The following is a 19,554-nucleotide window of genomic DNA, read 5'->3' as shown; positions in this document are numbered from 1 at the left end:
ACGAAAGGACCTCGTGATGACCACTGCCGTGACCGACGCCCTGCCGCGGGACCGCGCTCTCCGTCGCGCCTTCTCCGTCTACCCGACCGGTGTGGTCGCGCTGGCCGCCCACGTCGAGGACCGCGCCGTCGGCATGGCGGTCAACTCCTTCACCTCGATCTCGCTGGAGCCCGCGCTCGTCGCCGTCAGCGCCGCCCGCACCTCGAAGACGTGGCCCGTGCTGCGCGCCGTCCCCGAACTGGGGATGAGCGTCCTCGCCGCGCACCACGAGCCGCTCAGCCGCTCGCTGTCCGCACGCGAAGGGGACCGGTTCGGCGGCCACGGCTGGCATCGCTCGGAGGGTGGGGCCGTGTTGATCGACGACGCCGCGCTCTGGCTCACCTGCCGTCTGCACAGCACGTTCGACGGCGGCGACCACGAGATCGCGCTCTACGAGATCCAGGACGTGACGCTCTTCGACGGCGTCGAGCCGCTCGTGTTCCATCAGAGCCGCTACCGCGCGATCTCGCCCACCGGAGACGTGTGAGCGGACCGGCGCTCCCGGTGCTCTCCGGCCTGGTCGTCCCCGGCGACGGCCGTGGGCGGCTGCTCGGCTTCCCGACCGCGAACCTCGCCCTGCCCGAGCGGCTGCTGCCCGACGACGGCATCTATGCGGCCTGGGCGCGGCTGCCCGGCGACGACCGGCGGTGGGAGGCGACCGCGAGCGTCGGCGTCAATCCCACGTTCTGCGGCGACCGGGCGCGGCGTCTCGAGGTGCACCTGCACGACGTCGACCGCGACCTCTACGGACAGCGGCTGTCGGTCGAGCTCGTGGCGCTGCTCCGGCCGACGCTGCGCTTCGACGCGGTCGAGGAGCTCGTCGCCCGGACCGCCGCCGACATCGCGGCGTCCCGCCGGCTCCTCGCCGGCTGAGCGCCGTCGACGCGGGTTCTGGGGCCGGGTCAGTCGCGCGCGGTCTGCAGGAGGGCCCACACCTCGGCCCGGGCGGGGAAGGTCGTCAGGTCGGCCCCGAGGAGGGCTCCGGCGTGGGAGACCCGGGAGCGGAGGGTGTGCCGGTGGATGCCCAGGGCGGCCGCGGCCTGCTCGGCGCGCGCGTCGTGGTCGAGCCAGGTGCGCAGCGCGTGTTCGAGCGCGGTGCCGTGGGCGGCGTCGTGCTCCCGGAGCGGGGCGAGCCGCGACTCCGCGACGAGCCGGGCCTCATCCGTCGCCAGGGCCGTGAGCAGGCTGGATCCGACCGTGTCGGCGTAGCGGACGGCACCGCTCGTGCCCGGCTGCCGGAGGGCGACGAGGGCCTGCGCGTGGGCTCGGGAGAAGGCGTCGTACCCCTCCGGCGCGGAGATGCCGACCCGGGCGCTGAAGCGGGCGGCCACGTCGTCGAGGAGCGACTCGTCGGTCGCGGAGACGCAGATGACCACCCCGTCCTCGGAGTCCGCGAGGAAGGCCGGGGTCCCGTGCTCGAGGCGTCGGCGCTCCCACCAGTCGAGGAGCGGTTCCGCCGGGGCGTCTCCTGTCACGGCGACCACCACGGGGGCGGGCGGAAGGCTGCCGAGCACCCGGCGGGCGAGGCCGGGGTCGTCGCCCAGGAGCGAGCGCAGCAGCTGCGTGTGCAGCCGGCGTCGGCCGCGGGCGAGCTGCTCGCTCTGCTCCCGCGCGAGCCCCGCCATCGCGATGACCGAGGTGACGACGGCCCTGGCCTCCTGGTCGAGGGCGTCCGCCTCCACGGCGAGGACGCCCCGCAGGTGCCCGCCGCGTCCCACGGTGAAGAGCATGAAAGTGTGCGTATCGAGGGTGAGGGACTGCCCCGCCTCGAGTCCGCGGTCGAGGATCTCCTGGACCCGCGTCCCGAGCTCCTCCCGGACGCCTGCGGAGAGGGCGTCCCGGGGGTGGGTGACGAGGAGGTCGCCCGTCGCGTCGAACATCCCGGCCCACGCGTCGAGCCGACGGCCGAGCTCGGTGATGATCGCCTCGAGCCCGCGCGGCCGGAGCGCGGCGAGGGCGAGGGCGCGCTGCGTGTCCAGCGCCCAGGTGCGTCGGGCGTACGCCTGCGCCGCGATCGCCTCGGAGTGCGCGCGGGCCACGGCGATGAACGGCGTGCGGTACGGCACCTCGAACAGAGGGATGCCCTGTGCGGCGCACGCCGCGATCAGCTCCTCCGGGGTGCCGGAGCGGTGCACGTCCGTGCCGAACCCGAGGCCCAGCACGCCGCGCTCGGCGAGACGCACGACGTAGGGGGCGATGTCGTCCGCATCGTCGAACTGGGTGCCGGTCGTGAGCAGGACGAGGTCCTCCGCGAGGAACGGGGTCGGGTCCGCGAGATCCGAGCTGTGCACCCAGCGCAGCGGCCGGTCGAGGGCGCCGTCCGGCAGGTCGGCGACGGCGGAGACGAGACGCAGGTCGAGATCCCGACGCCGCAGCAGGGCGGACAGCGTGGAGGGCTCGGTAGGAGGCATGCGATCTCCGGTTGTACGGGACGGCGAAATCAATTCTCCGATTGTACAAGCGGGCGAATGCGGCCGTCTTCGCCGTCGCCGTACGCTCGCGGCATGGCTCTCCTCGACACCGCAGCACCCGCAGTCCCCCTCGGCGGCCCCGACCTCCCGCAGGAGCGTCGCCTCGTCACGGAACTCCCCGGCCCGCGGTCGGCCGAGGTCCTCGCCCGCAAGGCGGACGCGGTCGCCGCCGGTGTGGGCCACACCGTGCCCGTCGCTGCCGTCGCGGCCGGGGGAGGGGTGGTCGTCGACGCCGACGGCAACTCGCTCATCGACCTCGGCTCCGGCATCGCCGTCACCACCGTCGGCAACGCGCACCCGAAGGTCGCCGCCGCCGTCGCCGCGCAGGCCGCGCAGTTCACGCACACCTGCTTCATGATCTCGCCGTACGAGTCGTACGTCGGCGTCGCCGAGGCGCTCAACCGCGTCACCCCCGGCGACTTCGCCAAGAAGAGCGCCCTGTTCAACTCCGGCGCGGAGGCCGTCGAGAACGCGATCAAGATCGCCCGCAAGCACACCGGTCGTCAGGCCGTCGTCGCGTTCGACCACGGCTACCACGGCCGCACGAACCTCACCATGGCGCTGACCGCGAAGTCGATGCCGTACAAGAGCGGCTTCGGTCCGTTCGCCCCCGAGGTCTACCGCGCGCCGATGTCGTACCCGTTCCGGGACGGGCTCGAGGGCACGGAGGCCGCGGCGCGCGTCATCCTGCAGCTCGAGAAGCAGATCGGTGCCGACAACCTCGCGGCCGTCATCATCGAGCCCATCCAGGGCGAGGGCGGCTTCATCGTCCCCGCAGACGGCTTCCTCCCCGCGATCGTCGACTGGTGCCGCGCGAACGGCGTCGTCTTCATCGCCGACGAGGTGCAGACCGGCTTCGCCCGCACCGGCCACATGTTCGCCAGCGAGATCTTCGGCATCGAGCCCGACCTCATCACCACCGCCAAGGGCATCGCGGGCGGGCTCCCGCTCGCGGCCGTGACCGGCCGCGCCGAGATCATGGACGCCTCGCACTCCGGCGGTCTCGGAGGCACCTACGGCGGCAACCCGATCGCCTGTGCCGCGGCGCTGGCGGCGATCGACGTGTTCGAGAACGACGGCGTCATCGAGCGTGCCCGCGAGATCGGCGAGATCCTCATCGGACGGCTCACCGCCCTCCAGGCCGAGGACGCCCGCATCGGCGACGTCCGTGGTCACGGCGCGATGGTCGCCGCCGAGTTCGTCGACCCGGAGACCAACGCTCCGGACGCCGCGCTTACGGCTGCTGTGGCCAAGGCGTGCATCGCGCAGGGCGTCATCGTCCTCACCTGCGGCACGTACGGCAACGTCATCCGCTTCCTGCCGCCGCTGTCCATCGGCGACGAGCTGCTGAACGAGGGCCTCGACGTCGTGGCCGAGGCGCTCGCCGGCGCCTGACATCTGTCCGGTCGCGTCCCCGGATCGGGGGATTTCGGGACGCGACCGGTACTTCTTTCCCCCGCATCCCCCGACGACGAAGGAGTTGCAGATGGCTGAGATCACGCGCGACGTGCTGATCGTGGGCGCCGGAGCCGCAGGGCTCACGGCGGCCAACGACCTGCGGAAGGCCGGACTGTCGGTCGCCGTGCTGGAGGCCCGCGACCGCGTGGGCGGCCGGCTGTGGACCGACGTGATCGACGGTGCGATGCTGGAGATCGGCGGCCAGTGGGTCTCGCCCGACCAGGACGCGCTCAAGGACACGATCGAGGAGCTGGGCCTTGAGACCTACAGCCGGTACCGCGAGGGCGACAGCGTCTACGTGGGCCCGGATGGCCAGGCCCACCGCTTCACGGGCGAGATGTTCCCCGTGTCGGCGGAGACCGAGGCCGTGATCGCCCGCATCACCGGCATCCTCGACGCCCTCGTCGCCGAGATCGACCCGGACCGGCCGTGGGAGCACCCGAACGCGGCGGAGTGGGACTCGATCTCCTGGGACGCCTGGCTGCGCGCGCAGACCGACGACGACGAGGCCGTGCGCAACCTCGCCTTCGCGACCGGCTCGGCGATGCTGACCAAGCCGACTCACGCGTTCTCGCTGCTGCAGTCGCTGCTCATGGCGGCGTCCGCCGGCTCGTACTCGAACCTCGTCGACGCCGACTTCATCCTCGACAAGCGCGTCGTGGGCGGTCTGCAGCAGGTGCCGCTGCGCCTCGCCGAGCGCCTGGGAGACGACGTGCTGCTGAACCAGCCCGTCCGCAGCCTGGAGTGGTCGGATGACGGGGTCGTAGCGACCACCGACGACCTCACGGTCCGGGCGCGGTACGCGATCCTCGCGCACGCCCCCATCCTCTACAACCGCATCTCCTTCGTCCCGCCGTTGCCGCGTCGCCAGCACCAGCTGCACCAGCACCTGTCGATGGGCTTCGTCATCAAGGTTCATGCGGTCTACGACCGCCCGTTCTGGCGCGAGCAGGGCCTGAGCGGCACGGCCTTCAGCCCGTACGAGCTCTCGCACGAGGCGTACGACAACACCAACCACGGCGACGAGCGCGGCACCCTGGTCGGCTTCGTGTCCGACGCGAACGCCGACGGCGTGTTCGAGCTGTCGGCCGAGGAGCGCAAGGAGCGCATCCTCGAGTCGCTCTCGCACTACTACGGTCCCGAGGCGAAGAACCCCGTCGTCTACTACGAGAGCGACTGGGGCAGCGAGGAGTGGACCCGCGGCGCGTACGCCGCGAGCTTCGACCTTGGCGGACTGCACCGCTACGGCGCCGACCTGCGCACGCCGGTCGGACCGATCCACTTCGCCTGCAGCGACATGGCCGGAGCGGGTTACCAGCACGTCGACGGGGCGATCCGCATGGGCCATCTCGTCGCGGCGAACATCGTCGACGCCCGTCGCGAGACCGGCGCTCCCGAGAGCATCGGCTGATGACCGGCTCGGTCGTCGTCGGCTACACGGCGACGGATGCGGGGGCGGACGCGGCGGCGCTGGGCGCGCGACTGGCGCGCAGCATCGGCGCGACCCTGCACCTCGTGATCGTGCTGCCGACCGAGGGCACCCGGAGCGCCGCCGTGCCGCCGGAGCGCGCCTACGAGGACGTCATCCGGAAGCAGGCGCGGAGCTGGCTGCAGGACGCGGTCGTGCGTCTGCCGCAGGAGCTCGTGCGCAGCGGCCACGTGCGCTTCTCGGAGTCGTTCGCCGAGGGACTCATCGCCGCCGGTGAGGAGTTCGACGCCAGCGTCATCGTGATCGGCACCGCCGGGGGAGGTCTCTTCGGCCGGCACCGCCTGGGCAGCGTCGCATCGGAGCTGCTGCACTCCTCGCCGATCCCGGTGGCTCTCGCGCCGGCCGGTCTCGCGCAGCAGGACGACCACGTGCTCCCGCGCGTCACCGTCGCCGTCGGCACCCGTCCCGGCGCGGAGGGCGTGCTCGACCAGGCCGTCGCCCTCGCCGGCGCCGCCGAGGTGAGCCTCCGACTGGTCTCCCTCGTGCCGTTCGACGTGCCGCCGGGGCTCGACACCGGCGCGATCCGCCTCGCCGGCAGCGAGCACGCGCACAAGGTGCTGGCCGTGGCCGCCGAGCGGCTGCCGGACGGTCTCGGCGCCGTCGTCGAGGAGGCCCCCGGCGAGACGGTGGAGGACGCCGTCGCCGGGCTCTCCTGGCTCCCCGGTGAGGTCGTGCTCGTCGGCTCCAGCCGGCTGGCGCAGCCGCGCCGACTCTTCCTGGGCTCCACGGCGGCGAAGATGCTGCACGAGCTGCCCGTCCCCATGATCGTCGTCCCGCGTACCCGCGATGAAGCAGGAGACCGCTGATGAGCAGCACCAATCGGGCGACGGAGCCCGCATCCGGCGTCACGACCGGAATCTCGACGAAGGGCCTGAGCGCCGGCACCGTCGGCCTGATCGGCGCCGTCGTGATCGGCATCTCGTGCATCGCCCCCGCCTACACCTTCACGGCCGCCGTCGGCCCCACCGCGTCCGAGGTCGGCGCGCAGATCCCGGCGATCATCCTCGTCGGCTTCATCCCGATGCTCCTCGTGGCCTTCGGCTACCGCGAGCTCAACAACCGCATGCCCGACTCCGGCACCTCGTTCACCTGGGCCGCCAGGGCGTTCGGGCCGTGGGTGGGCTGGATGGCGGGCTGGGGCCTCGTGGTCGCCACGATCCTCGTGCTGTCCAACCTCGCCGGGGTCGCGGTCGACTTCCTGTTCCTGCTGCTGTCGCAGATCACGGGCAACGCGGAGATCGCCGATCTCGCCGGCGTCACCTGGATCAACATCGGCGTCTGCCTGCTCTTCATGCTCGGCGCGACGTGGGTGTCGTACCGCGATATGCAGACCACGCAGAAGCTGCAGTACTGGCTGGTCGGATTCCAGATCCTCGTGCTCGTGTTCTTCGCGGTCGCCGCGATCGTGCAGGCCGTGGGCGGCAACGGCTTCGACTACCAGCCGTTCGACCTCAACTGGTTCAACCCGTTCGCGATCTCGTCGTTCAGCGCCGTCGCCGCCGGTCTGTCGCTGTCGATCTTCATCTTCTGGGGCTGGGACGTCACCCTCACGATGAACGAGGAGACGAAGGACCCGGAGAAGACCCCGGGGCGCGCGGCCACCGTCACCGTGCTCACGATCGTCTCGCTCTACCTGCTCCTCGCCGTCGCGATGATCATGTTCGCGGGCGTCGGCACGGGGGAGCTCGGCCTCGGCAACGGCGACATCCAGGAGAACGTGTTCTTCCACCTCTCCGGGCCGATCCTCGGGCCGCTCGCGTTCCTCGTCTCCCTCGCGGTGCTCACGAGCTCCGCGTCGTCGCTGCAGTCGACGTTCGTCGGTCCGGCCCGTACCCTGCTCGCGATGGGCCACTACGGCGCGCTGCCGAAGTCGTTCGCGAAGGTGAGCCCCCGGTTCTTCACCCCGGGCTACGCCACCATCGTGTCGGCCATCGTGGCCTCCGCGTTCTACGCCGTGATGCGCGTGGTCAGCGAGGACACGCTGTGGGACACGATCCTCACGCTCGGCATGATGATCTGCTTCTACTACGGGATCACGGCGTTCGCCTGCGTCTGGTACTTCCGCAAGCAGTGGTTCGACTCGGCGCGCAACGTCTTCTTCACCTTCCTGTTCCCGCTGGTGGGCGGCATCATCCTGGCGATCCTGTTCTTCACCACGCTGATCGACTCCATGGATCCGGCCTACGGCTCCGGGTCGGAGATCGGCGGCATCGGCATCGTCTTCATCCTCGGCATCCTCATCATCGTCGTCGGCGTCGCCGTGATGATCTGGAACGCCATCCGCCGCCCCGCCTTCTTCCGCGGTGAGACGCTGGGTATGGACGCTCCGCCCAGCCGCCGCCGTCGTCCCACGTCCGTCTGAAAGAGAGAGAATCCATGAGCACTCAGAACGAGCAGGCGCTGCTCGACAGCATCCCCACCGGCCTCTTCATCGGCGGGGAGTGGATCGAGGGGGAGACCGGCGCGACCTTCGACGTCAAGGACCCCTCGACCAACCAGGTGATCCGCACGATCGCCGACGCCACCCCCGCGGACGGCATCCGGGCGCTCGACGCCGCGGTCGCCGCGCAGGACGAGTGGGCAGCGACGGCGCCGCGCGTGCGCGGCGAGATCCTCCGCCGGGCGTTCGACCTCGTGCAGGAGCGCAAGGAGGACCTCGCGCTGCTGATGACGCTCGAGATGGGCAAGCCCCTCGCCGAGGCCCGTGGCGAGGTCGCCTACGGCGGCGAGTTCCTCCGCTGGTTCAGCGAGGAGGCCGTGCGCATCAGCGGCCGCTACGGCCTCAACCCCGAGGGCACCGGTCACATGATCGTGTCGCAGCGCCCGGTGGGACCGTCGTTCTTCGTCACGCCGTGGAACTTCCCGTTCGCGATGGCCACGCGCAAGATCGCCCCGGCCCTCGCCGCCGGCTGCACCGTGGTGATCAAGCCCCCGGCACTCACGCCGCTCACGACCATCTTCTTCACGACGCTGCTCGAGGAGGCCGGTCTGCCGAAGGGCGTCGTCAACGTCGTGCAGACCTCGAAGTCGAGCGCCCTGTCCGCGCCGATCATCGCCGACCCGCGCCTGCGCAAGCTGTCCTTCACCGGGTCCACCGAGGTCGGTCGCAAGCTCATCGCCCAGGCGGCTGAGGGCGTGCTGCGGGTGTCGATGGAGCTCGGCGGCAACGCCCCGTTCGTCGTGTTCGACGACGCCGACCTGGACAAGGCCGTGGAGGGCGCGCTGGCCGCGAAGTTCCGCAACATCGGTCAGGCCTGCACGGCGGCGAACCGCTTCATCGTGCACAAGGACGTCGCGGGCGAGTTCGCCAAGCGCGTCACCGAGCGTGTCAACGGCATGAAGATCGGCCGCGGCACGGAGGAGGGCGTGGCGATCGGCCCGCTCATCGACGAGGACGCTGTGGCCAAGGCCGGCGAGCTCGTGGACGACGCCGTCGAGCGCGGCGCGACCCTGCTCGCGGGCGGCAAGGCGCTCGAGGGCACCGGCACGTTCTACGAGCCCACGGTCCTCACCGACGTCGTCCCCGGTTCCGCGATCCTCCGCGAGGAGATCTTCGGCCCGGTGCTCGCGATCGCGACCTTCGAGACCGAGGATGAGGCCGTGCGCCTCGCGAACGACACCGAGTACGGCCTCGTCTCATACGTCTTCACCGAGAACCTGCAGCGCGGTCAGCGCATGATCGACGCGCTGGAGACCGGCATGATGGGGCTGAACGTGGGTGTCGTCTCGAACGCGGCGGCTCCCTTCGGTGGCGTCAAGCAGTCCGGCGTCGGCCGCGAGGGCGGCTTCGAGGGCATCCACGAGTACCTGTCCACCAAGTACACGCTGATCCCGGTCTCCTGACCGGCACGGCAAGAGGAGGAGAGACATGACCGACTACGCCGTCGTCAACCCCGCCACCGGCGAGACCCTGGCGTCGTACGACACGTTCACCGACGCCCGGATCGAGGAGGCCGTCGCAGCCGCCGACGAGGCGCACCGCGAGTGGTCGCGCTCCACGACGGTCGCCGACCGTGCCGCGCTGCTGCGCCGTGCGGCCGAGCTGCACCGGGAGCGCCGCGAGGAGCTGGCCGACATCTTCGTGCGCGAGATGGGCAAGCCGCGGGAGGCCGCGCTCGGCGAGGTCGACTTCGCCGCCGACATCGCCGAGTACTACGCGGACCAGGCCGAGGACATCATGGCCGACCAGCCCATCAAGATCCTCGGGGAGGGATCGGCGATCATCCGCCGTTCCTCGCTGGGGCCGCTCGTGGGCATCATGCCGTGGAACTTCCCGGCGTACCAGATCGTGCGCTTCGCCGCGCCGAACCTGATCGTCGGCAACACGATCCTCCTGAAGCCCGCGCCGCAGTGCCCGGAGTCGTCGAGCGCGATCGAGGCGATCTACCACGACGCCGGCTTCCCGAAGGGCGCGTACCAGAACGTGCTCGCCACGAACGACCAGATCGCGGCGATGATCGCGGACTGGCGGGTGCAGGGCGTGTCGTTGACCGGGTCCGAGCGCGCCGGCGCCGCGGTCGCCGAGGTCGCGGGGCGCAACCTCAAGAAGGTCGCGCTGGAGCTCGGCGGGTCCGACCCGTTCCTCGTGCTCTCCACCGACGACCTCGACGCCACCGTGCAGGCGGGTGTGGATGCGCGGCTCGACAACAACGGTCAGGCCTGCAACGGCGCCAAGCGCTTCATCATCGTCGACGACCTCTACGACGCGTTCGTGGAGAAGTTCACGGCGGCGATGGCGGCCGTCGAGGCGACCGATCCCACGCTCGACGACACGGTCCTCGGTCCGGTCTCGTCGGAGGCGGCGGCGGAGAACCTGCAGAAGCAGATCGACACCGCCGTGGCCCAGGGCGCGACCCTGCTCACGGGCGGCACGCGGGACGGGGCGTTCTTCGCACCGACCGTGCTCGCCGACGTGACGCCGGAGATGGACGTCTACCGCGAGGAGCTGTTCGGCCCCGCGGCGGTCGTGTACCGCGTCGCGGACGAGGATGCGGCGGTCGCGCTGGCCAATGACACCACGTTCGGTCTCGGCTCCTACGTCTTCACGACGGACGAGGCGCAGGCGGAGCGGGTGGCCGACCGGATCGAGGCCGGCATGGTCTACGTGAACCTCGTGCTCGCCGACAGCCCCGAGCTCCCGTTCGGCGGCATCAAGCGCAGCGGCACGGCCCGCGAGCTCGGCCACCTGGCCGCCGACGAGTTCGTCAACAAGAAGCTGATCCGCATCGGCTGACCGTCGACCCACCCCCTTGCGGCCGAGCGGCCCCCTTGCGTACGCACGCAAGGGGGCTGCTCGCACGAGAGGGGCCGGGTCGACGGGGTGCGCGTCGAGGACGGACGAGGCACAATGGCGGCATGAGTGCGCACACGGATCCGGTCCAGTCCCTCACCGCGGAGCAGAGCTGGGAGCACCTGCGCAGCCAGGAGCTCGGGCGGCTCGTCACGAGGGTCGGCGAGACCATCGACATCTTCCCCGTGAACTACGCCGTCGACGGCGAACGACTCCTGTTCCGCACGGCGCCCGGGAGCAAGCTGTTCGAGCTGACGGTCAACGCCGACGTGCTCTTCGAGGTCGACGACCACACGGACACCGCCGCCTGGAGCGTCATCGTGCGCGGGCGTGCGGAGGCTCTGGAGACCGACGCCGACATCGAGCGGGCGGAGGCGGCGGGTCTGCGCCCGTGGATCCCGACCGACAAGCGCGTGTACGTGCGCATCGCCCCGGCATCGGTGTCCGGCCGCGCGTTCCGACGCGATCCCGAGCCCGACCGGGACGGCCCGCAGGAGTACTGAGCCCGGCCCGGGGAGGCCGGGGCGGGCGTAGGGTCGGGGTATGGCCAACGTCGCTGAGAACATCGTCAAGACTCTGAACGCCAACGGAGTCGACCGGGTCTACGGCATCCCGGGCGACTCCCTGAACGGACTCACGGACGCCCTCCGCAAGGACGGCCGGATCCGGTGGGTGCACGTGCGCCACGAGGAGTCCGCGGCCTTCGCCGCCGCGGCCGACGCCGGCACCACCGGCGACCTGGCCGTCGTGGCGGGCTCGTGCGGCCCCGGCAACCTGCACCTCATCAACGGCCTGTACGACGCGCAGCGCTCCCGGGTGCCGGTGCTCGCCATCGCCGCGCACATCCCGACCGTCGAGATCGGCACCGGGTACTTCCAGGAGACCCACCCGCAGGAGCTGTTCCGCGAGTGCAGCGTGTACGTCGAGTACGTCGCTGACCCGTCGCAGATGCCGCGGCTGATGGAGATCGCGATGCGCGCGGCCATCGAGCAGCGCGGCGTCGCCGTCCTCGTGATCCCCGGTGACGTGGCGCTGTCCGAGATCGCGCACGACCGCGCCGTGGTGATCGAGCGCACCCGCCCCCTGATCCAGCCCAGTGGCCCGGAACTGGAGAAGGCCGCGACGATGCTGAACGCCGCCAAGAAGGTCACCATCCTGGCCGGGGCCGGCGTGGAGGGCGCGCACGACGAGGTGATCGCGCTCGCCGACGCGCTCGGAGCCCCCATCGTCCACGCGCTGCGCGGCAAGGAGTTCATCGAATACGACAACCCGTTCGACGTCGGGATGACCGGGCTGCTCGGCTTCGCGTCGGGATACCGGGCCATGGAGGCCGCCGACACGCTCCTCGTCCTCGGCAGCGACTTCCCGTACGAGCAGTTCTACCCGGATCACGCGACCACCATCCAGGTCGACATCCGCGGGTCCCAGCTCGGCAAGCGCCACCCGCTCGACCTCGGCCTCGTCGGTGACGTGAAGGCGACCGCCGAAGCCCTGCTGCCCCGCATCGCCCGGAAGGACGACCGCGGCCACCTCGACGACGCCGTGGCCCACTACCGGAAGACGCGGAAGAAGCTCGACGAGCTCGCGGTGCCGGCGAAGGGCGCGCGCCCCATCCACCCGCAGTACCTGGCACGCCTGCTGGACGAGTACGCCGCCGACGACGCGATCTTCACCGCCGACGTGGGCTCGCCGACCGTCTGGGCCGCGCGGTACCTGTCCATGACCGAGGGGCGCCGGCTGATCGGATCGTTCACGCACGGCTCGATGGCGAACGCCCTGATGCACGGCATCGGCGCGCAGGTCGCGCATCCGGATCGTCAGGTCGTGGCGCTCGCCGGCGACGGCGGCCTCGCGATGATGCTCGGCGAGCTGCTCACGCTCACCCAGAACGGACTCCCGGTCAAGACGATCGTGGTGAACAACTCATCGCTGAACTTCGTGGAGCTGGAGATGAAGGCCGCCGGCTTCGTCACCTACGGCACGGGGCTCGACAACCCCAGCTTCGCCGCGATCGCCGAGGCCATGGGGATCTTCGCGCGTCGGGTGGAGCGCAGCGAGGATCTGCCGGAGGCCGTCCGCGAGGTCCTCGCGCACGACGGTCCCGCGCTGCTCGACGTCGTGACCGAGCGGCAGGAGCTGTCCATGCCGCCCGCGATCGAGGCCGCGCAGGTCAAGGGCTTCGCGCTCTACGCGATCCGCACGGTCATGTCGGGTCGCGGAGACGAGCTGCTCGACCTCGCACGGGCGAACTGGCGTCAGCTCTTCTGACGCGGCCCTCCGCCACGTGACGCCGGCCCGGGACCCTCTGCGGATCCCGGGCCGGTGTCGCCTCAGCTCTCGACGAGAGCCCTGACCTCGGTGGCCTCGGCGTGCCGCCCCAGCGCCTCCAGCACATCGCCGAGTTCCAGCGCCGTCACCTGACGCAGCGGCGGGAAGCTCTCGGCATGGTCCAGGGCGCTCCGGTACACGGGCACGGCGTCGGCCGGACGGTCGTTCCCCGCGAGGACGCGCCCCGCGAACAGCTCCGAGCTGCCGGCCGCCCCCTGATCGCCCAGCGCGGCGAAGCCGTCCGCCGCGGTGAGGGCGGCGGCGACGGCTTCATCGATCCGGCCCAGCTCGGCCAGCGCCCGGCCGCGGGAGTCGGTCACATCGGCGAGCAGCCAGTCGGCTTCGTGCTGCTGGGCCAGGGCGGCGACTTCGTCGAAGAGGGGGAACGCGCGCTCGTCGCGGCGGCCGGCGTAGGCCTGCCCGAGACTGTGCAGCACCTCGGACAGCGCGCCGACGGCCTCCGGAGCGCGACGCACGATGTCCGCAGCGCCCTCCAGCAGCCGGACGGCGTCGTCGTGCTCCTCGAACCGGGCGAGGATCTTCGCCTGCTCCGTCATGGCCATGGCCTGGTCGGCGTGCGCCTCCGCCTGCCCGAACAGCTCGGCCGCGTAGCCGTGCGCTCCGACCGCCTGTCCGTACTCTCCGGACTCGGCGAGCGACCGCGCCAGGAGGGAGGCGGTCATGGCGCGGGAGCCGGCGGGGGTCTCGGCGACCTCCTCGCGCTGGAGCACGTCGCCGAAGAGCTCCGCGGCCTCTTCCGCGTCTCCCGCGCGGAGCATCGCCCTGGCCAGCCGGAAGTCCACACCGGTGCGATCGCTCTCGTCCTGGAGCCGGGCGGCCAGACGGTAGCGCGTGACGGCCTTCTCGGGCTGCTCGGCGTCCTCCCAGAGCGCCCCCGCGAGCACGTGCGCGTCGGCGAGAGCACGGGTGGCGCCGAGTTCGGCGAGCAGGCGGCACACCTCGTCGGCGTCGACGGCCCCGTCCTGGTACGCACCCGTGCCGCCGCGCACGCGGGCCCGGGTCTGCAGCGCGTGGGCCCGATGGCCGGCGGAGAGGTCGTCCTGGGCGAGGAACCGGTCGAGGAGCGTGCGGCCGGCGTCGAGGTCGCCCTTGCTCAGCACCGCGCCGATCGCCACGAGGGTCGTGGTGTTGGACAGCCGGGTGTCCTCGGCCTCCGCGAACGAGCGGGCGGCGAGTTCGGCGAGGTCGAGCGCCGCATCCGGCTCCTCCGCCCGGAGGTGCAGCGATGCGCGGCTGATCGCCAGGTCGCCGCGCGACCACGCGGGAAGACGGTCGGCCTCGGCCAGTTCCTCTTCGAGCGCCGCCATGGTCTCGTCGGTGTGCAGGCCGAACGTCGCCAGGCCCAGACGCTCCTCGAGGTCGGCCTGCGCGTCGTTCCCGGCGGCCCGCAGCGCGGCGATCCGGTCGGGAAGCAGGCGCTCGGCCTCTTCCACGCGGTCGAGCGCGACGAGGATGCCGAGGTGCATCGACAGGAGCTGCGCGCGCTGGGTGTCGTCGTCGGTCTCCAGGGCGTGCGGGAGGGCCGCGAGGGTCTCCTGCTCGGCGCCGAACTGCGCGAGCTGCATCGCCCGCTCGTACCAGGCCTGCGGATCCGCCGGAGCGGTGGCCGGAGCCGGAGCGACGAACGCGTCGGAGCGGATCGGGACGTCGTAGCTCTCGTCGGCGAGAGCACGCATCCGGGCGAGGCTGCGGGCGTGGCCGTCGGTGCCGTCCCGCTCGTCGAAGTCCGCGCCGATGCGCTCCGCCGTCGACCAGGCGGTCGCTGCCAGGTCGGCCGCGCTCCACGGGCCGTCGTGCGCACCGAGCAGCGACACGAGCGCGGGGGCGTCGGCACCGCGGACCGGGGTGTCGCCGTGACCGGCGGCGGTGACGCGGTCGAGGGCGACGGCGAACGCGGTGAGGGCGGCGAAGTGCGCGTCGACGTTGAGGCCGTCGTGGGCGAGCCACGCGATGTGCTTCTCGATCAGGGCCAGTGCCCGCGCCTCGTTGCCGGTGATCGCGGCGAACACGATGTTGTTGGCCACGATGCGCAGGTTGTCGGGGTTGTCCTTCGCCAGGCGGTAGCTGCGCAGGTGCGCGGTCTTCGCCTCCTCCGTGCGGCCGGCGCGGAGGTACGGGAGGAGGACGCGGGAGAGCGCATGCTCCGGCTCCTCGCCGCAGGAGAAGCCGCCTTCGATCATCTCCTCGACGAGGCGGATGGCCTCGGCGTCGCGATCGGTCTCCGCGAAGAATCCTGCGAACTGGCTGCGGCTGCACGCGTCGCAGTGGCTGTGCTCGTCGCGCGGCGTGGCCTCGAGCTGCACGCGCAGGGCTTCGGCGGCGTCGAACCGGCCCGCGTCCCAGGCGTCCTCGAAACGCGCGGTCAGCACGCCGCTGAGGCCGAGACCTGCGGCGCGGTAGTGCGCCTCCATGTCATCGAGCACCGCGGCGATCTGCTCCTGCGAGAAGGCGGGGGAGGAGCGCAGGGACGACGCCATCCACTTGAACTGCCACATGAGGTCGGCGCCGCCGTTGTCGAGGTCGGCGGGGAACCGCTGCGGGTCGGCGTCGTGGTGCGCGAGGCACCAGGCGAAGGAGTTGAGCATGACGTCGGTGGCCCCGACCATGTTCGCCGACGCGGTCTGCCGCATCCGGGCCTCGTACTCCAGCCGTTCGTCGCCGATCTCGACGGCCAGCGCCACCGCCTCCGCCACGAGTGCCTGCTCCGCCGGGCCCCACGGGGTGCGGTCGATCTCCTCGATGAGCTGCTGGAAGCGCTTCTTCGGACGTGCCATGGAGGGCCCTTTCGGGTAGTCGGGGGTGTCAGCGCGCGTCGAAGGGGAGCGTGTCCCCCTCGATGCCGGCGGAGAGCGAGACGAGGTCGGAGAGGGCGCTGGTCATGAGCGCCCGGTCGGCGTCGGAGAGGGGGTGGTGTCCTGCGAGGAGCGCCTGGATGTAGAGGAGTTGGACCGTACGCGCGAACACGGCGTCGTCCTCGACACGGACGAGGGCGCGGACGACGCGGTTGGACCAGTTCAGGCACAGCCGGGCCGTGAGGTCGTCGTCTCGCGCGGAGGTGAGCGTCTGGTCGATGCGGTCGAGCACCCCTCCCCAGAGCGTGCTCGCGATGCCCTTGGTGCGTCCGCGATCGATCGTCCGCAGCACCTCGGGGTCCGCCACGTACAGTCCGGTGAGCTCGGGGCGATCGATCGCCCTCACCACGACGCTGCAGTCGGAGGCGGCGAGCACGGCGCCGGCGCGGGACTCCAGCGCCATCGCGATGTCCCGGTCGTCGAGCGGCGGCGGGTCGAGGCGATCGAGCTCCCCGGTCACGTCGACCTTCTCCACCGTGACCTGCGGGTACAGGTCGGGGAGCAGGCGGATCAGATCCGCGTCATAGAGATAGCCGCCGTTGACGAGCACCTCGTCCGAGGGGGAGATGCCCGCCACCTGGCGGAACTCGTCGACGGTCTGGGCGTAGCGCACGTGCGGGTAACGCTCCACGAGCTCGCCGATCCGCAGCGTGCCGTGCGTCGTCTCCACGGTGAGCCAGCGGGTGATGAAGCGCGCGAGCTCCTCGTCGTGGCGCACCAGGGACTTGAGTCCGACCTCGTGCACGGCGACGAACTGCGCGAGACGATGCGGTTCGCGCAGCCCGAGTTCGAGCACCCAGCGGCGGATCCCGGCGCCGAGCTGCTCCCGGACGTGCTCCAGGGCCGTGTCCTCGACGAGGGATTCGCGGCTCGCGGTCGGCGCGAGGCCGGTGGAGTCGACGACGGCGCGCACGAAGAAGGCCCAGTCGGGCAGCACGTCGTCGACGCGCTCGGACAGGAGCATGCGCCCGAGGTACATGCGGGTCGCCTGCCGGGCGCCGGGCGGGGGAGCGAAGGGCAGCACGTAGGCCAGGCCCTGCGTTCCCGTCGCCGGCTCGCTCAGCGGGATCACGTCCAGCGGGGCGGCCCCCAGCAGGTCGCGACCGTACTGCACGGCCGCCTCGACGTCGGCGGCGGGGTCGAGGAAGGGGGGCTCGCGGGTGACGTCGATGTCCCCACCGGGTGCGTCGATGGTCACCCGCACCGGCAGGAACTCCCCGAACGTGGTCGCGAGCTCGTGCACGGCCGCCGGCCGCAGCAGCTCGTCGGCGTCGAAGCGGGGGACGAGGTGCACGCTGGTGCCGATCGGCAGCTCGTCGTCGATCACCGCGACGCGGAACGTGCCGTCCGCGCTGCCCGTCCACTCCACCGCGGATCCGCCTCTGGCGCTGCGGGAGCGGATGACGATGGTGTCGGCGACCATGAAGCAGCTCAGCAGCCCGATGCCGAACTGGCCGAGGAAGTCGCTCCGGGGGAGGTCGAAGATGTCCCGCTTGGAGCTGCGTCCGACGGTCGCGAGCAGATCGGCGACCTCGGCTGCGGTCAGCCCCACCCCGTCGTCGCGGAGCACGAACTCACCGGTCTGCGCGGTGAGCGGCGTGATGCGGATGCGGCTCCCGCCCCCGTCGACCTCACGGCGTGCCGCGATCGCGTCCCTCGCGTTCTGGAGCAGTTCCCGAAGATAGACCCGGGGACTGGAGTAGATGTGCCGGCTGAGCAGATCGACGACTCCGCGCAGATCCACCTGGAACTGCTGCACATCCCCACTCACATGCGTCCCTTCCTGCTTCGTCCGCCCGCCGAGCCTAGCAACAACGCGGGTTCCGCTTCCTGTTCGGCACCACCGGATCGATGCCGTATGCTTGGTGAGCAGTTGTTCTCTGCATTCTTTCGCCGTGCCTGGCGTCTACGACATCGGCCGGTGGCAGGGTGGGGAGGGCATCCCCGAGACCTCCGGGTCTCTAGGGCGGTAGCTCAATTGGCAGAGCAGCGGTCTCCAAAACCGCAGGTTGCAGGTTCGATTCCTGTCCGCCCTGCGCGTCAGCGCACGCTGACACACGAAAGGTACATTCAGGATGGATCAGGACGAACCGCGCGGCGACGTCGTCGCGGCCGGCGCCACGCGCCAGAAGAAGGGCAACCCCTTCTCCCGGTTCTTCGGGGGCATCGCCCTGTTCATCCGCCAGGTCATCGCCGAACTGCGCAAGGTCGTCACCCCGACCCGCAAGGAGCTTTTCAAGTTCACGGGTGTGGTGCTCGTCTTCGTCCTGATCGTCATGGGCATCGTCTACGGTCTCGACTACGTCTTCGGGCTCCTGACGCACTACGTGTTCGGAATCCCTGGCTGATGACCCCCGCGGCGACCGCCGCAGCTATGGAGAAGAAGCAACGTGTCTGAACGATATTCCGACGACGCCGACTGGGCGACCGCCGCAGAGCAGTCCAGCGAGGAGGACGAGGCCCAGGAGGGCAACGTGCTCGCCGCCGAGGAGCTCTCGGTCACCTCTGCCGAGCACGTCGCGGTCCACGTCGAGGACGAGGACGGCGAGCAGGAGACGGAAGACATCGACATCGACATCGACGACCCGGAGGCGGACGCCATCGTGAACGACGCTCTGAACCTGGACGAAGCCGCGGAGTCCGAAGCCGCCGCCGAGGTCCTCAACGATTCCGTGGCCGAAGAGGTCGCGGAGCAGGAGGCCGAGGCGGCCGACGAGGTCACCCCGTACGAGGGGCCCGACGTGAACGGCGAGGACGACCGTCCCGCCGCCGAGTCCGACGAGGACGAGTCGGCTTCCGAGGAAGACCCGTACGAGGCCTTCCGCATGGACCTGCGCATGCTCCCGGGCAAGTGGTACGTCATCCACTCGTACGCCGGCTTCGAGCGCAAGGTCAAGGCGAACATCGAGCAGCGCAAGTCGACGCTCGAGGTCGAGGACGAGATCTACCAGGTCGAGGTCCCGATGGAGGACGTCGTCGAGATCAAGAACGGCCAGCGCAAGATGGTCACCCGCGTGCGCATCCCCGGCTACGTGCTGGTGCGCATGGAGCTCACGGAAGACACCTGGTCCGTCGTGCGGCACACCCCCGGCGTCACCGGCTTCGTGGGCAACGCCCACAACCCGACGCCGCTGCGCTTCGAAGAGGCCTTCAACATGCTGAAGTCCCTCGTCGAGGTCAAGGACGTCCCGACCGCCAAGAACATCGCGGCCAAGGGCGGCGTCGCCGTCGCCCGCCCGCTTCCCGCCGAGGTCGACTTCGAGGTCGGCGAGACCATCACGATCAAGGAGGGCTCGTTCGCGGGTCTTCCCGGTTCGATCAGCGAGATCAAGCCGGAGAGCGGCAAGCTCACGGTCCTCGTGTCGCTCTTCGAGCGCGAGACCCCGGTCGAGCTGTCGTTCGACCAGGTCACCAAGATGATCTGACACTGTCACGAGAACGGCCGCCTCTTCCGGGGCGGCCGTTCTGCGTTGGCGTCACGGGTCGTCCGCAGATCAGGTAGACTTGTGTGGTTTGTGCGACAGCCCGCATGGGTCCCTGAGCTTGTCGAAGGGCGCGCAGACGACCACGGGCCGGAGAGGCCGGAGCCGTGGGAGAAGCGGATGC

The 19,554-nt window shown here is 71.0% G+C and carries 15 protein-coding genes and 1 tRNA gene; 13 read left to right on the top strand and 3 right to left on the bottom strand.

Annotation, left to right across the window (positions count from 1 at the left end; genetic code table 11):
* Window positions 1–16: 16 nt before the first annotated feature.
* Both ACIQID_RS15120 and ACIQID_RS15115 read left to right on the top strand, forming a co-directional pair.
* Entirely contained in the window at window positions 17–526 is a 510-nt protein-coding gene (locus tag ACIQID_RS15120) for a flavin reductase family protein (RefSeq protein ID WP_400286594.1), read from the top strand.
* A complete protein-coding gene (locus ACIQID_RS15115) occupies window positions 523–912 on the top strand; it encodes a riboflavin kinase (protein ID WP_331202012.1) in 390 nt (129 codons plus the stop codon). The genes ACIQID_RS15120 and ACIQID_RS15115 overlap by 4 nt, the downstream gene beginning before the upstream one ends.
* 29 nt (window positions 913–941) lie before the next feature.
* Here ACIQID_RS15115 and ACIQID_RS15110 read toward each other — a convergent pair whose 3' ends face one another.
* Window positions 942–2,450, bottom strand: a complete 1,509-nt coding sequence (locus ACIQID_RS15110; RefSeq protein WP_400286590.1) for a PucR family transcriptional regulator — start codon at window positions 2,448–2,450, stop codon at window positions 942–944.
* A gap of 93 nt (window positions 2,451–2,543) precedes the next feature.
* Between ACIQID_RS15110 and gabT the strand changes: the two genes are divergently transcribed.
* From gabT to poxB, 8 genes are all read left to right on the top strand, one after another.
* Window positions 2,544–3,905: a 4-aminobutyrate--2-oxoglutarate transaminase gene (gabT, locus tag ACIQID_RS15105; protein WP_400286587.1), complete on the top strand. Its 1,362-nt coding sequence runs from the start codon at window positions 2,544–2,546 to the stop codon at window positions 3,903–3,905.
* 91 nt (window positions 3,906–3,996) lie between these two features.
* Complete coding sequence (locus ACIQID_RS15100; RefSeq protein WP_071328920.1) at window positions 3,997–5,379, top strand: NAD(P)/FAD-dependent oxidoreductase; 1,383 nt, start codon at window positions 3,997–3,999, stop codon at window positions 5,377–5,379.
* On the top strand, window positions 5,379–6,263 hold the full coding sequence (locus ACIQID_RS15095) for a universal stress protein (RefSeq protein WP_071328919.1): 885 nt from the start codon (window positions 5,379–5,381) through the stop codon (window positions 6,261–6,263). Before ACIQID_RS15100 ends, ACIQID_RS15095 begins: the two co-directional genes overlap by 1 nt.
* A complete protein-coding gene (locus tag ACIQID_RS15090) occupies window positions 6,263–7,819 on the top strand; it encodes an APC family permease (RefSeq protein WP_400286582.1) in 1,557 nt (518 codons plus the stop codon). The genes ACIQID_RS15095 and ACIQID_RS15090 overlap by 1 nt, the downstream gene beginning before the upstream one ends.
* Before the next feature lie 14 nt (window positions 7,820–7,833).
* Window positions 7,834–9,300: an NAD-dependent succinate-semialdehyde dehydrogenase gene (locus ACIQID_RS15085; RefSeq protein WP_312675566.1), complete on the top strand. Its 1,467-nt coding sequence runs from the start codon at window positions 7,834–7,836 to the stop codon at window positions 9,298–9,300.
* 25 nt (window positions 9,301–9,325) lie between these two features.
* Window positions 9,326–10,690: an NAD-dependent succinate-semialdehyde dehydrogenase gene (locus tag ACIQID_RS15080; protein WP_400286578.1), complete on the top strand. Its 1,365-nt coding sequence runs from the start codon at window positions 9,326–9,328 to the stop codon at window positions 10,688–10,690.
* Window positions 10,691–10,812: 122 nt separating this feature from the next.
* Window positions 10,813–11,250: a pyridoxamine 5'-phosphate oxidase family protein gene (locus tag ACIQID_RS15075; protein ID WP_400286575.1), complete on the top strand. Its 438-nt coding sequence runs from the start codon at window positions 10,813–10,815 to the stop codon at window positions 11,248–11,250.
* A 40-nt stretch (window positions 11,251–11,290) separates the two neighbouring features.
* Window positions 11,291–13,015, top strand: a complete 1,725-nt coding sequence (gene poxB, locus ACIQID_RS15070) for a ubiquinone-dependent pyruvate dehydrogenase (RefSeq protein ID WP_400286572.1) — start codon at window positions 11,291–11,293, stop codon at window positions 13,013–13,015.
* 62 nt (window positions 13,016–13,077) lie between these two features.
* Here the strand turns inward: poxB and ACIQID_RS15065 are convergent, their stop codons facing one another.
* Together ACIQID_RS15065 and ACIQID_RS15060 are read right to left on the bottom strand one after the other, a co-directional pair.
* Window positions 13,078–15,870: a hypothetical protein gene (locus ACIQID_RS15065; protein ID WP_400286569.1), complete on the bottom strand. Its 2,793-nt coding sequence runs from the start codon at window positions 15,868–15,870 to the stop codon at window positions 13,078–13,080.
* A 28-nt stretch (window positions 15,871–15,898) separates the two neighbouring features.
* Window positions 15,899–17,719 carry an HSP90 family protein gene (locus tag ACIQID_RS15060; RefSeq protein ID WP_400286566.1) on the bottom strand — a complete coding sequence of 607 codons (1,821 nt, stop codon included), beginning with the start codon at window positions 17,717–17,719 and terminating at the stop codon, window positions 15,899–15,901.
* 192 nt (window positions 17,720–17,911) lie between these two features.
* Between ACIQID_RS15060 and ACIQID_RS15055 the strand changes: the two genes are divergently transcribed.
* The 3 genes from ACIQID_RS15055 (at window position 17,912) to nusG (ending at window position 19,373) form a co-directional block, all read left to right on the top strand.
* Window positions 17,912–17,984, top strand: a tRNA-Trp gene (locus tag ACIQID_RS15055).
* Between the two features lie 39 nt (window positions 17,985–18,023).
* Window positions 18,024–18,296 (top strand): preprotein translocase subunit SecE, encoded by a 273-nt coding sequence (gene secE / locus ACIQID_RS15050; RefSeq protein WP_025102339.1) that lies wholly within the window; start codon window positions 18,024–18,026, stop codon window positions 18,294–18,296.
* A gap of 42 nt (window positions 18,297–18,338) precedes the next feature.
* Window positions 18,339–19,373: a transcription termination/antitermination protein NusG gene (gene nusG, locus ACIQID_RS15045; RefSeq protein WP_025102338.1), complete on the top strand. Its 1,035-nt coding sequence runs from the start codon at window positions 18,339–18,341 to the stop codon at window positions 19,371–19,373.
* The last annotated feature ends 181 nt before the right edge of the window (window positions 19,374–19,554 follow it).

The organism is Microbacterium sp. NPDC091676, assembly GCF_044756645.1.
Classification (GTDB): domain Bacteria; phylum Actinomycetota; class Actinomycetes; order Actinomycetales; family Microbacteriaceae; genus Microbacterium; species Microbacterium paraoxydans_D.
This window is presented reverse-complemented; position numbering and strand designations above follow the sequence as displayed.